Here is an 11,730-nt window from a genome sequence, read left to right as displayed (position 1 = left end):
GATATTTGACGATATTAGCGGAATCGTTACCCGATTTTTACCAGATAGTATACAGAATCGTCTCCGCATCCGCACCCGTCAGCATTGCAAAATGGTATAATGATCCGCTGATCATTGCGTGATGATTTGCTGTCTCTGACTCCCCCAAGCCAATACGACACGTTTGGGATGAATAGGCCCGGAACCATCCAACAGGCTACGCGTTGATACGGACGCTGCGGATCGGGGTCTGCGCGTGTGAACGGGGTTTTGCGCCGCCTTCCTAGGATTTTTCGGTTTGAAAGCGCTCGGTCGGCTGGGCCGGGATCCGTTTGGCCGAGCGGGGCACTCCGTCGGGGCTTGGGAGTGTTTGATGGATCGATCGGGAACGATGCTCTTCGCCGACCTTCTCGGGCGCGCGAAGACGCGGATCATGGCTGACTGGTCAGCCGAGCTGGAGCGGGCCAATGCGCGCGTGCCAGGCCGCGTCAGCACGCAGGAACTGGTGGCGCAAGGGCGCGAGGTGCTCGAACTGCTGCAATCCGCCGCATCCAGCGGCGACTCCGATCCGACATCCGCTGCCTACAGCCGCCTCCGGGATCTGCTGGCCGAGATGTCCCGCGCCCGGGCCTTCCAGGGCTTCTCGCCCACCGAGACGGCCACCTTCGTCTTCTCGCTGAAGAAGCCGGTCTTCGACGCCTTCCGGACCGAACCGGACCTCTCGCCGGATGCCATGTCCGCCGGCCTCTGGACGGCGACGACCCTGATCGATGGCCTCGGCCTGTTCACCATGGAGGTGTTCCAGAAGAGCCGCGAGGAGGTGATCATCCGCCAGCAGCGCGAGATCTCCGAACTCTCCACGCCAGTGGTCAAGCTGTGGGACGGCGTGCTCGCGCTTCCGCTGATCGGCACGCTCGACAGCGAGCGGACCCAGGTCGTGATGGAGAACCTGCTCCAGAGCATCGTCGACCACACCGCGGAGATCGCCATCATCGACATCACCGGCGTGCCGACGGTCGACACGCTGGTCGCTCAGCATCTCCTGAAGACCGTCGCCGCGGCCCGCCTGATGGGGGCCGACTGCATCATCTCCGGCATCCGCCCGCAGATCGCCCAGACCATGGTCCATCTCGGCGTGGAACTGAACGTCGTTTCCAAGGCCACCCTGGCCGATGCCCTCGCCCTGGCCCTGCAACGTATCGGCCGCCGCGTCGTTTCGGCCAGTCCGGCTCCCGCCGTCCGCGCGTCGGCGTGACGGCCATGGACCGCATCCCGATCCTGAAGATGGGCCATGCCCTCCTGGTCACGATCCAGGTGGACATGCACGACCAGCTGGCCATGGCGCTGGAGGAGGACCTCACCGCCCGCATTGCTGCCACCGGCGCCCGCGGCGTCCTGATCGACATCTCCTCCCTGGAGATCGTCGACAGCTTCATCGGCCGCATGCTCGACAGCATAGCCGCGGTCTCCCGCCTGCTCGATGCGCGGACCGTCGTCGTCGGCATGCGTCCGGCCGTCGCCATCACGCTGGTGGAACTCGGCCTCTCCATGCCCGGCGTGAACACCGCGCTGAACGTGGAGCGCGGACTGGCCCTGATCGGCGTGTCGGTCTCCGGCGATGGGGAGCACGATGCCGGCACCGAGGTCTGAGGTCCTGGAGATCCGCGCGTCCGACGACATCGTCCGGGTCCGCCAGCGCGTCCGCACCGCCTCCGTCGAGGTGGGCCTCGGGCTCGTCGACCAGACCAAGATCGTCACCGCCGCCAGCGAACTCGCCCGCAACACGCTGGACTACGGCGGCGGCGGCACCGCCGCGATCGAGATCATCGACGACGGCGGCCGGCGCGGCGTGCGCATCGTCTTCGAGGACGATGGCCCCGGAATCCCGGATATCTCGGTCGCCATGCGCGACGGCTACACGACCGGCGGCGGCCTCGGACTCGGGCTGTCCGGCGCCAGGCGCCTGTCCAACGAGTTCGACATCCGCTCCAGCCCGGGCGCGGGAACCCGGGTGATGATCGCCCGATGGAAGTAGGTCCCATGCAGTTGCTGCCGGTCCACGACGAGAGCAGGGTATCGGAGGCGCGCCGCAAGGCGAGCGCCTTCGCCGAGCGCCTCGGCTTCGACGCCACGGACGCCGGACGCGTGGCGATCGCGGCGACCGAATTGGCGACCAACCTCGTCAAGCATGCCCGCGGTGGCGACATCCTCTGCGGACCCTTCGCCGACGAGACCGGCGACGGCCTGGAGTTGATCGCACTCGACAAGGGGCGCGGCATGGCCGACATCGGCCGCTGCCTGGAGGACGGCTACTCCACGGCCGGCAGCGCCGGCGAGGGGCTCGGCGCCGTCCGCCGCCAGTCCAACGCCTTCGAGGTGGCGTCCTGGCCGGGGCTCGGCACGGCCGTGCTCGCCCGCTTCGTCCGCGGACGGCAGAAGCTCGCCCGCCCCGTCTTCGCCGGGATTGCCATGCCGATCGCCGGCGAGGACGTCTGCGGAGACGCCTGGTCGGCGCGCACCGACGGCGCTGTCTGCGACCTCATGCTCGCCGACGGGCTCGGACACGGGGCCGGTGCTGCCGGCGCTTCCAACGAGGCCGTCCGGGTGTTCAAGGCCGCCGGCGCGAGTACGCCCCTGGAGTTCGTCGACCGCGCCCACGACGCGCTGAAGACGACGCGCGGCGCGGCCGTGGCGGCGGTCCGTCTCCACCCGTCGTCCGGAAGCGCCGTCTTCTGCGGCCTCGGCAACATCGCCGGCGTCGTGGTGTCCGGCGGCGAGGCGCGGCGCATGGTTTCCCACAACGGCACCGCCGGACTCGCCCGCCACCGCATCCAGGCGTTCTCCTACGACCTGAAGCCGGCCTACTGCGTCGTCCTCCATTCCGACGGGGTCTCCAACAACTGGTCGCTCGACCGCTATCCCGGCCTTGCCGCCGCTCACCCGGCGCTGGTCGCGGCGATCCTCTGGCGAGACCACGCCCGCGGCCGGGACGATGCGACGGTGGTGGTCGCGACGGGAGGCTGGTCATGAGCGATTCCGGCACCGATGCCGCCGCCCTTGCAGCCGAGCTGGCCGAGGCTCGGCGCGAACTCGACTCCCGCCGCGACGAGCTGCAGCGGCTCAACCGCGAGCTGGAGGACACCAACCGCGGCATCGTCGCGCTCTACTCCGAACTCGACCAGCGGGCCGATCAGCTGCGCGAGGCGAGCGAGCTGAAGTCGCGCTTCCTGTCCTACGTGAGCCACGAGTTCCGCACGCCGTTGAACTCGATCATGGGGCTCGCCCGCATCCTTCTCGATCGACTCGACGGCGACCTCTCCGCGGAGCAGGAGCGGCAGGTCGTCTACATCAGGCAGTCCGCCGAGAGCCTGACCGAGCTCGTCAACGACCTGCTTGATCTCGCCAAGGTGGAGGCCGGCAGGCTCGACCTGAAGCCGACCGTCTTTGCCCTGCCGGACCTCTTCGCCGCCTTGCGGGGCGCCTTGCGGCCCTTGCAGGCGGGCCGTGACGTCAGGCTCGTGATCGACACCGGACCCGACATCCGCCTCCGCACGGACGAGGCCAAGGTGGCCCAGATCCTGCGCAATCTGGTGTCCAACGGCCTGAAGTTCACCGAAACGGGCGAGGTCCGCGTCTCCGCTCGTATCGTCGACGACGGCGGTCTGCTGATCGAGGTCCGGGACACCGGCATCGGCATCGCGCCGGAGCACCAGGCCAAGATCTTCGAGGAGTTCGGACAGATCGATACCGCGCTCCACCGCCGCCACAAGGGCACCGGTCTCGGCCTGCCGCTGTCGCGCCGGCTCGCCGAGCTGCTCGGCGGAAGCCTGGACGTGGAGAGCACCCCCGGCCGAGGTTCCACCTTTCGCCTGACGCTGCCGGCGTCGGTCGTCCTGCGCGACGGCGGGGGCGAAGCCGGCGCGTCGACGCGCACCATCCTTGTGATCGACGACGACCCGTCCTTCCGCTACCTCGTCCGCCAGCTGCTGAAGGACCGCCCCGAGATCCGGGTCCGCGAAGCCCTGGATGGCCACAACGGCCTCAACCGCCTGCGCGCCGACCCGGCCGACGTGGTGCTGCTCGACCTCAACATGCCCGGCATGGCGGGCGCCGAAGTGGTCGAGGCTTTGCGCCGGGACGGCTGGCCCGCCGGGACCGCCGTCGTCGTGGCGACCTCCGATCCCATCACCCCTGCGCTGAGAGCCCGCCTCGAAGGCGTCGCCGAATTCCTTCCCAAGCACGAGATCTCCAGGCACTCTTTGCTGGAGGCGATCGGAAGAAGCGCCGAAAGGCGGCTAAAGTCATGATCATCGGCCCAGAAACGATCCTCAACGTCGACGACACCGAACAGCTTCGCTACGCCAAGACCCGGTTGCTCATCCACGCGGGCTACGATGTCCTGGAGGCGGCCACGGGCGCGGAGACGCTGGAACTGGTCAACGCCCGCCGGCCCGCGCTGGTGCTGCTCGACGTGAACCTGCCGGACATGAGCGGCCTCGACGTCTGCGCGCGGATCAAGGCCCACATGCCCGAAGTCCTCGTGCTGCAGACCTCCGCCCACTTCGTCTCGGCCGACCACAGGGTTCGCGGCCTGGAGGGCGGCGCCGACGCCTATCTCACCCAGCCTGTCGATCCCGCCGAGATGATCGCCACGGTGAAGGCGCTGCTGCGCATCCGGCGGGCCGAGGAGCGTCTTCGCCGCAGCGAGGCGCGGATGCGGCTGGCCCAGCAGGCCGGTGGCGTCGGTACCTGGGAGTGGGACCTGGACAGCGGAATCGTCGTCTGGTCCGAGGCCAACAGCAAGCTGATCGGCAGCGAGCCCGGCGGCGCGATGAACTTCGACACGCTGCTCGCCTGCGTGCATCCGGAGGATCGGTCGCTCTACACCGAAGCCCTGGCCGCGTCCGCACAGACCGGCACCCCGCTCGACTGCGAGTTCCGTGTCCTGCACGGCGATGGCTCGACCCGTTGGCTGATGTCGCGCGCCGACATCCACGGCCGTGCGCAAGGCCTGCGCGGACGCCTCGTCGGCATCAACATCGACCTCACTCTGCAGAAACAGGCCGATCTGCGCCAGCGCGTGCTGATCCAGGAGCTGCATCACAGGGTCAAGAACACGCTGGCGATCGTCCAGTCCATCGCCCGCCAGACCCTGCGCGACCGCGCCATCGATCCGGGCGCGCTGGAAAGCTTCGAGGGCCGTCTCGCCAACCTCGCCAAGACCCACGATCTCCTGATGCGCGAGGACCTGATCGGCGGCACGCTGCACGCCATCGTCGCGGAGGCGATCGCGCCCTACGCCGGCGGATCGTCGGCGCGATTCCGGGTCTCCGGCCCGGTGATCCAGATCGCCCCGCGCGTTGCCGTGCCGATCGCCATGGCGCTGCACGAACTCGGCACCAACGCCAGCAAGTACGGCGCCCTGTCGCGCGATTCAGGCAGTGTGGCGGTGAGCTGGGAGATCCTGGGCGAAAGTCGGGACCGGCTGGCGATCACCTGGGTGGAGACCGGCGGGCCGCCGGTGGAGAAGCCGACCCGCCAGGGCTTCGGCTCGCGGCTCATCGAGCGCGTTCTTGCCCACGAACTGGGCGGGGCCACGACCCTGGATTATCGTGAGGACGGCCTGGTGTGCCGGATCGAGGTGGTCCTCGATCCGGAGTTCTGAGGGCTGGCCGCGCCGGACGTCAGCTGCCGGCGGCCTGCGCCTTGGCCAGGATGGAGTCGATTCCAGCCTTGTAGATGCCCTCGATCACGGTCTTGGCCTCCTCGTCCGTGGCGCCTTTGGCGTCGAAGGTGCCGACCCAGCGGATACCGGCGCCGCCATCGTCGTCGGCCTTCACCGACAGCGTCGAGGTGTAGTTGGCGACGGGCAGCGGGCTCTCGATGATCGAGTAGGTGTACTTGTGCTCCGCGTCGTTCCACTCTTCCAGCTTCTCGATGATCGTGCCGCCGCCCTTCAGCGACAGCGTCCGGAGCTTGGCGCCGTCCTTTTCGGACAGTTCGCACTTTTCTACCGCCGGATGCCACTGGCCGATCCCGCAGAAGTCGCCGATGATCGCCCAGGTCTTGTCCACGGAGATGGTCTTGTCTTCCACGCGCTGCTTGGCGTCGACCGCCAGGGCAGGTGTGGCCAGCAGAAGGCCGGCGGCGAGGCCGGCGAACAGGGTCGTCGAACGCATTGGATCCCTCCCAGGGTGTTCGGGTGGCGCTTCTTCTCGTCCATTCCCGCCGGGAGCCTAGGCTTGGCCCGGATCTCCTCAAGTTAACGTTCGGTAATGTGGATGCCGGAGCCCCCCCTTGCGGCAACCGGGCGCAGGGCGAAATCTTTCTCCGGGAAAAACTCCCGAGTTGCCAAGCGTTTCCAGTCGGGCGGCGGCCCCGGCGGAAGGCCGAACAGGTGCCGGTCGAGATCGACGACATCGCCCCGGCCGGCCCCATCGGGCTGAAGTCCGAGGTCGGCGAGGTGGAGAAGGGCCGCTCGCGCGCCCGCGCCATCGCCGCGGCGCGCCGCCGCCCGGAAGCTCCGGATCAGCGCCCGCACACGCGACCGTTCCGCCAATCGCCGTCGCATCGAGGCGAGCGTTTCCGGGAGGGCCAAGACCGCCAGCCCCGCCCCGGCGACAAGGAAGGCGAGCACGCCCGCCCCGGCCGTCAGCACCCGCGCCCGCCAGCCTTCCGGGACCGGCGCATAGGCCGCCGCCGCCTCGATGCCGAGCGCCTTCTCCAGCGCCAGCGTTTCCGCCGAAACGCTGGAGGCGGCCAGCGACACCGTGCGCGGGCCGATCTCCAGCGTGCGCATCACCCCCGCACGGGTGTCGAACCAGGGGATCGCGATCGCTGGCAGCAGAACCGCCCGATCCGTCGCCGGGCGGATGTCCCAGGTGTAGGTGACCCGCGACACCGGGCCGTCCGTGTCGCTGGCAACCTCCTTGTAGCGGCCGGGACGGCGCAACGACCGCTCGCGCAGCGGCAGCTCCCACTGGCGGATCTGGTTGGGACCGAGGCCGATCATCGTTTCGCGAGCGACCGGACCCGGGAACACGATCAGCCCGTCGACACGCATCGGCGGCGGCGGGGGCAACTGGTCGTCGAGAACGCCGAACGCCTCGAAGGTGAGCGTCCGGCGCGTCGACTGTCCGATCCCCAGCTGGTCCGGCGGCGCCGTCCAGGTTTCCGTGACCTTCAGATCGCCCGCCGCGATCCACCAGGTGTCGGCGGGAACCGGGGCCGGCACCACCTCGACCTCAAGCGCGTTGGACCGCACGTCCGCCTTGAACTGTTTGAAGTTTTTGTCGACAAGCGTCAGGTGATGCACGAAGGGCGGGATCCGGAGCGTGCCGCTCTTCTGAGGGAACACCGCCACGGTCCGCTCCACCAGCTGCGCCGGCAGGCCACCCTCCATCACCGCCGTCCACTTGTCGCGGCCGATGGTCAGCATCCGCGCCCCCGGAATGTCCGGCTCCTGCAGCCGTTCCAGGGTGACCGGAATTCGAAACAGCCCGCGCAGGCGGATCAGGATCATCTCCTGCGGGTGCGGCGGCCGGCCTGTGCTTTCGATGCTGATCCTGAGGTCGACGCCTTCCACCCGGTCCGGAAGAGCCGATTGGGCGCCGGCCGGCAGCGCCAGCATCAAGGCGACGAGCGCAACGAGGAGACGCGTCACCATCCCGTACCTCCCGGCTGGACGGCGACGCCCGCCTTGACGCGCCGATCGCGTTCATCGGCGATCTTCACCTTTAGCCAACGGGTCGGGTCGTCCGGGATCGCGGCGAGCCATTGCAGCGTCGCCTGGGCGGCTTCGCGCTCCGAAGCGCCGGGGGTGCGGCGCTTGTCGGCCTCTTCCGAAGCCGCGCTGTCGGTCTGCCCGCCGCCTTTTCCGGCGGTCCCCGCCGCGTCGGTGGCCGCACCCGACGCCGTGCCGGCACCCGCCTCCGTCTCATCCTGGGCGCCGCTGCCCTTGCGATCCACCTTGCCGCTGCCCGCGCTCTTCTCGTCGCTCGTCCCCTCACGGTTGCCGACCATCCCGTCGCCGGTGGCGGACTTCGCCTTGGCGTCCGGGTCGGAGGTGTCCATGGCGGAAGGATCGTGGTCGATCCGCGCGCCCGAATTGGCGCTGCCGCCGCCGGGCTGTTCGTCCGGAGGCGGCTGCGCGGCCGCGATCAGGCGCTCCACGATGCCCTTGTTGATCCGCGCGTCTGCGTCGTCCGGGTTGCGGGCGAGCGCCAGTGCGTAGGCCTTCACGGCAAGCGGATAGTCGCCGGCCGCGACCAGCGCGTTGCCCATGTTGTAGGCCGCCTCCGGGCTGCGCGTGCGCCGGAGCGCGTCGACCGCCGCTTCGCCCCGGCCGGCGGCGGCGAACGCGGCGCCCTTCCAGGCCGGATCGTCGAACAGGACGGCGGCCACCCCGGGAGCGCCGGCGGCGGCCAGCAGGCGCCCGATCGGGAACCGCTCGACATAGAGGCCCGCGGCCACGAGGGCGACGGCCGCTGCGATCGTCACCCCTCTCATCGCCGCCTCCGGAACAGGAGGAGGAGCGGCACGGCGGCAAGCGCCGACAGCGGGCGACCAATATCGAACCAGGCGAGTACCGCATAGGCGCTGCGGCCGAGCCGCTCCGAACTGCTCCCCGCGATCAGCCGCGGGATCGCTTCCGGATCCGAAGCGTCCGCCACCGCCCCGCCTCCCGCGGAGGCGAGCGCGTCCACGGCTGTCCGGTCGGGCGCCGGCGCATCCGGCGAGCGCTGGCCGGCGGTGATGAACGCGACGTCGAGCCGATGGCCGGCGGCGCGCAGTTCGGCCGCCCGGTCGAGCGCGCGCTGGTCGATGCCGCCGCCGTCCGTGACGAGCACGAGGTCGCCGCTCGCGATGCCGGATTCGGCGAGCATCGTGCCGGCGAGCGCGATCGCCCGCGCCGGGTCGCTGCCCACGTCGGGCACCAGGTCCGGACCGGTCGCGGCGATCAGCTGGGACAGCGCCTCCCGGTCGAAGGTGAAGGTCGCGCCCGTGTAGGCGTCGCCGGCATAGACGATGAAACCGCTCTGCCGCGTGCCGGCCGCCTCCGCCGCCTGCAGTGCCGCGAGCCGGGCCTCCCCGAGGGCGCTTTCCGCGACGGACCGCGAAAGGTCCAGGCCGACGAGAACCGCGTCGAGGTTGCGCCAGGCGCCGAGGTCCCCGCGCTCCGTCGCAGGTCCCGTGAGCGCCAGCGCCAGGATACCCGCCGCGATCGCGCTGGCCGGCAAGCGCGCCCGGTTGAGCGCCTCCAGCGACGCACCGCCCCGCTTGAGCAGCGCGGCAAGCAGCGGTGCGTCAACCGCGCGCCGCCAGTCGCCGAGCGCACCGCGCGCCTTCACCAGGATAACGACGGCGGCGACGGCGGCGAGCGCCAGGATCCAGAGCGGCCGCAGCAGGGCTATGCCACCGAGCGAGATCATGGCCGCCTCCGTTCCAGGACGGCGAGCACGAGGAGAAGGGCAAAGGACGCGCCCGCCGGCCACGGCCAGAGAGGCTGGGCGACCGAGGCCGGTGGCGCCGGCATCCGCCCGCCTTCGGCGCGGTCGATCTCGGCGGTCACCGCCCTGAGGTCGTCGGTGTCGCGCACCCGGAAGAACCGGCCGCCGCTCGCCGCCGCGATCGCCTCCAGCGTCTGCGCGTCGACCAGGCTGGCGACGCCGCTCTGGCCCTGTTCGAGCCGCTCGTTGGTGCCGAGCGCGATGGTGTGGACGCGCACCCCGAGCTCACGCGCCAGCGCCGCCGCCGCTTCCGGCCGCACCGCGCCGGCCGTGCTGGTGCCGTCGGACAGCAGCACCACGACGCGGTTGGGTGTGGCGGAATCCTTGAGCCGCTTCAAAGCGAGCCCGAGCCCGTCGCCGATGGCGGTGGAGCGGCCGAGGTCGCCGATGTCGGCGTTGGCGAGCACGGCGTCGACGGCCTCCACGTCAAAGGTCGGGACCGAGGCCACCTGTGACTCCTCGGCGAAGAACACGACGCCGATCCGGTCGCCGGCCCGCCGCTGCACGAAGTCCCGCGCGACTGACTTGACCGCATCCACCCGGCGCACCGTTTCGCCGCCGAGCGTCATGTCCTTGCTCTCCATGCTGCCGGAGAGATCAAGCACCAGGACGATCTCGTGCGCCGAGGCCGGCAGCGCCTGCGCCGGCAGGATCCGCTGCGGCCCGGCGAGCGCCACCACCAGGAACAACCAGGCGACCCAGGCAAGTAGGAGGAACCGCCGCTGCTGGCGGGCGGCCAGACCCTCGCCCTCGGTCAAGCGGGCGGCGATCGCGGGGGGCACGGTCAGTGCGCCCGCCGCCGCCGGTGACGGCGGCACCAGCCGCCGCACCAGGAACGGCAGCGGGGCGAGCAGCAGCGCGAGCGGGGTGGCGAGCCATTCCAGCATGGGTCAGCCCCGCGTCCCGGCAAGCACCCGCATCAGCAGCCGATCCACGGCATCGTCCTTCGGCGCGCCGTCCGGCCGATAGAGCCCGTCCGCGAGCGCGCGCCCGGGTCCGGTGGTGAAGGCGGTCGTCGCAAACACACGGTCCAGCGTCTGCAGCCATTCCTCGCCTTCCGCCTGCGCCTCGCCGGGGCCCCGGACGCGGGCGACGTAGCTGCGCAACGCGGCGGCTTCCGCCGCAAGCCGTTCGTCCGGCGGCAGCAGCGCCGCGGCCTTCACCCGGGCAAGCGCCTCACGTCTCGGATGCGTGCCGCGTCGCTGCCGGAAGGCGACGACGAGCGCGACGACGAGGCAGGCGGCGAGCACACCGACGACGGCCGCCTCGATCAGGTCTGAGGCGCTGACGACGGGTGTTGCCGCAGGCCAGCGCACCGGGCGGAGCAGGGCGAGCGGATCATCGGCCATGGATCGCCTCGATGACACGCAACAGCGTCTCCGGATTCTCCTCCGCCGCCACCGCGATCGCCGACGCGCCGAGCGCGGCGAGTCTGTCCAGGCGCCGATCCGCTGCCGGCGCGACGTCGGCGGGGATCGCCCCGACCGCCCGCCGGCCGTCGACCGACAGGAAGGGATAGACGCCCGCCGGCGGTTGCCGTTCGAAGGCATCGGTCATCACGAAGACCGTCACGTCGGCCCGGTGGACCGCCCGCACGACCGTCTCGTCGAAGCCGTCGCCGGGCGCGTCCAGCGCCGTGGCGATGGCAAGCGTGCCGCCCGGCGGCAGCAGCCGGCCGGCCGCCTCGATGTCGGGCGCGAGCGGCTGGGTCTTCTTCGCCTCGCTGTCGAGCGCCGACCGGTGCGCCCGGGCAAGCGCGCCGATCACCGCCACCATGGCCCGCTCGCCGACGACGGGACGGACGAACTCCGGCTCCGCACCGCCGACGGCGAGGACGCCCACCCGCCCGCCGTCCTCCGCCACGCTCCAGCCGATCAGCGCCAGAAGCTCCGCCGCGGCCACGGAAAGGAAGGCGCGGCGCGTGCCGAACAGCATGGGGGGGCGGAAATCGGCAAGGAGCAGCGTCGTCTTCTCCCGCTCGTCACGGAAGGTCCGCACATGCGGTACGCCGGTGCGGGCGGTGACGTTGCGGTCGATATGGCGGATGTCGTCGCCGTGCGACCAGGTGCGGACGTCGTCGGTCTCCGAGCCGCGGCCCCGTCGCTTCGTGACGAACGGACCCGGCCGCGCCGACGTGCGCCGAGACAGGGCGCGCCGCGCCTCGGCCGCGGCGAAGCGGAGGCGGAAGAGGCGATCCGGATCGACGCTGACGCCGGAATGGTCCAGGACGTCCATCCCCAAC

At 70.7% G+C, this 11,730-nt stretch carries 13 protein-coding genes; 6 read left to right on the top strand and 7 right to left on the bottom strand.

Going from position 1 to position 11,730, the window contains the following annotated elements:
- Window positions 1-352: 352 nt before the first annotated feature.
- From HZ321_RS03275 to HZ321_RS03250, 6 genes are read left to right on the top strand one after another with little or no spacing between them, the layout of a single operon-like run.
- A complete protein-coding gene (locus tag HZ321_RS03275) occupies window positions 353-1,234 on the top strand; it encodes an STAS domain-containing protein (RefSeq protein ID WP_181700170.1) in 882 nt (293 codons plus the stop codon).
- 5 nt (window positions 1,235-1,239) lie between these two features.
- Window positions 1,240-1,629, top strand: coding sequence for an STAS domain-containing protein (locus HZ321_RS03270; protein ID WP_181700168.1), 390 nt, complete (start codon window positions 1,240-1,242; stop codon window positions 1,627-1,629).
- Window positions 1,610-2,014, top strand: a complete 405-nt coding sequence (locus HZ321_RS03265) for an anti-sigma regulatory factor (protein ID WP_181700165.1) — start codon at window positions 1,610-1,612, stop codon at window positions 2,012-2,014. Before HZ321_RS03270 ends, HZ321_RS03265 begins: the two co-directional genes overlap by 20 nt.
- A gap of 5 nt (window positions 2,015-2,019) precedes the next feature.
- A complete protein-coding gene (locus tag HZ321_RS03260; RefSeq protein WP_181700163.1) occupies window positions 2,020-3,009 on the top strand; it encodes an anti-sigma regulatory factor in 990 nt (329 codons plus the stop codon).
- Complete coding sequence (locus tag HZ321_RS03255; RefSeq protein WP_181700161.1) at window positions 3,006-4,286, top strand: ATP-binding response regulator; 1,281 nt, start codon at window positions 3,006-3,008, stop codon at window positions 4,284-4,286. Before HZ321_RS03260 ends, HZ321_RS03255 begins: the two co-directional genes overlap by 4 nt.
- Complete coding sequence (locus tag HZ321_RS03250; protein ID WP_181700159.1) at window positions 4,283-5,644, top strand: sensor histidine kinase; 1,362 nt, start codon at window positions 4,283-4,285, stop codon at window positions 5,642-5,644. The genes HZ321_RS03255 and HZ321_RS03250 overlap by 4 nt, the downstream gene beginning before the upstream one ends.
- Before the next feature lie 19 nt (window positions 5,645-5,663).
- Here HZ321_RS03250 and HZ321_RS03245 read toward each other — a convergent pair whose 3' ends face one another.
- The 7 genes from HZ321_RS03245 to HZ321_RS03215 form a co-directional block, all read right to left on the bottom strand.
- Complete coding sequence (locus tag HZ321_RS03245) at window positions 5,664-6,158, bottom strand: SRPBCC family protein (RefSeq protein WP_181700158.1); 495 nt, start codon at window positions 6,156-6,158, stop codon at window positions 5,664-5,666.
- Window positions 6,159-6,241: 83 nt separating this feature from the next.
- On the bottom strand, window positions 6,242-7,645 hold the full coding sequence (locus tag HZ321_RS03240) for a BatD family protein (RefSeq protein ID WP_181700156.1): 1,404 nt from the start codon (window positions 7,643-7,645) through the stop codon (window positions 6,242-6,244).
- On the bottom strand, window positions 7,639-8,487 hold the full coding sequence (locus HZ321_RS03235; RefSeq protein ID WP_181700154.1) for a tetratricopeptide repeat protein: 849 nt from the start codon (window positions 8,485-8,487) through the stop codon (window positions 7,639-7,641). The genes HZ321_RS03240 and HZ321_RS03235 overlap by 7 nt, the downstream gene beginning before the upstream one ends.
- Window positions 8,484-9,410, bottom strand: a complete 927-nt coding sequence (locus HZ321_RS03230) for a vWA domain-containing protein (protein ID WP_181700152.1) — start codon at window positions 9,408-9,410, stop codon at window positions 8,484-8,486. The genes HZ321_RS03235 and HZ321_RS03230 overlap by 4 nt, the downstream gene beginning before the upstream one ends.
- Window positions 9,407-10,375 (bottom strand): VWA domain-containing protein, encoded by a 969-nt coding sequence (locus HZ321_RS03225; RefSeq protein ID WP_181700150.1) that lies wholly within the window; start codon window positions 10,373-10,375, stop codon window positions 9,407-9,409. Before HZ321_RS03225 ends, HZ321_RS03230 begins: the two co-directional genes overlap by 4 nt.
- A gap of 3 nt (window positions 10,376-10,378) precedes the next feature.
- Window positions 10,379-10,837, bottom strand: a complete 459-nt coding sequence (locus tag HZ321_RS03220) for a DUF4381 domain-containing protein (protein ID WP_181700148.1) — start codon at window positions 10,835-10,837, stop codon at window positions 10,379-10,381.
- Window positions 10,827-11,723, bottom strand: coding sequence for a DUF58 domain-containing protein (locus HZ321_RS03215; protein ID WP_181700146.1), 897 nt, complete (start codon window positions 11,721-11,723; stop codon window positions 10,827-10,829). Before HZ321_RS03215 ends, HZ321_RS03220 begins: the two co-directional genes overlap by 11 nt.
- Between the last annotated feature and the right edge of the window lie 7 nt (window positions 11,724-11,730).

It is taken from the genome of Chthonobacter albigriseus (assembly GCF_013839445.1).
Taxonomy (GTDB): Bacteria; Pseudomonadota; Alphaproteobacteria; order Rhizobiales; family Pleomorphomonadaceae; genus Chthonobacter; species Chthonobacter albigriseus.
Note: the sequence above shows the minus strand (reverse complement) of the source record. Positions and strands in the feature narration are given on the sequence as shown.

Excerpts from the sequence above, each read along its gene's own strand:
- HZ321_RS03245 (WP_181700158.1), bottom strand. The coding sequence starts at position 6,158 with ATGCGTTCGACGACCCTGTTCGCCGGCCTCGCCGCCGGCCTTCTGCTG.
- HZ321_RS03220 (WP_181700148.1), bottom strand. The coding sequence starts at position 10,837 with ATGGCCGATGATCCGCTCGCCCTGCTCCGCCCGGTGCGCTGGCCTGCG.
- HZ321_RS03275 (WP_181700170.1), top strand. The coding sequence starts at position 353 with ATGGATCGATCGGGAACGATGCTCTTCGCCGACCTTCTCGGGCGCGCG.
- HZ321_RS03260 (WP_181700163.1), top strand. The coding sequence starts at position 2,020 with ATGCAGTTGCTGCCGGTCCACGACGAGAGCAGGGTATCGGAGGCGCGC.
- HZ321_RS03270 (WP_181700168.1), top strand. The coding sequence starts at position 1,240 with ATGGACCGCATCCCGATCCTGAAGATGGGCCATGCCCTCCTGGTCACG.
- HZ321_RS03265 (WP_181700165.1), top strand. The coding sequence starts at position 1,610 with ATGCCGGCACCGAGGTCTGAGGTCCTGGAGATCCGCGCGTCCGACGAC.
- HZ321_RS03225 (WP_181700150.1), bottom strand. The coding sequence starts at position 10,375 with ATGCTGGAATGGCTCGCCACCCCGCTCGCGCTGCTGCTCGCCCCGCTG.
- HZ321_RS03250 (WP_181700159.1), top strand. The coding sequence starts at position 4,283 with ATGATCATCGGCCCAGAAACGATCCTCAACGTCGACGACACCGAACAG.
- HZ321_RS03230 (WP_181700152.1), bottom strand. The coding sequence starts at position 9,410 with ATGATCTCGCTCGGTGGCATAGCCCTGCTGCGGCCGCTCTGGATCCTG.
- HZ321_RS03240 (WP_181700156.1), bottom strand. The coding sequence starts at position 7,645 with ATGGTGACGCGTCTCCTCGTTGCGCTCGTCGCCTTGATGCTGGCGCTG.
- HZ321_RS03215 (WP_181700146.1), bottom strand. The coding sequence starts at position 11,723 with ATGGACGTCCTGGACCATTCCGGCGTCAGCGTCGATCCGGATCGCCTC.
- HZ321_RS03255 (WP_181700161.1), top strand. The coding sequence starts at position 3,006 with ATGAGCGATTCCGGCACCGATGCCGCCGCCCTTGCAGCCGAGCTGGCC.
- HZ321_RS03235 (WP_181700154.1), bottom strand. The coding sequence starts at position 8,487 with ATGAGAGGGGTGACGATCGCAGCGGCCGTCGCCCTCGTGGCCGCGGGC.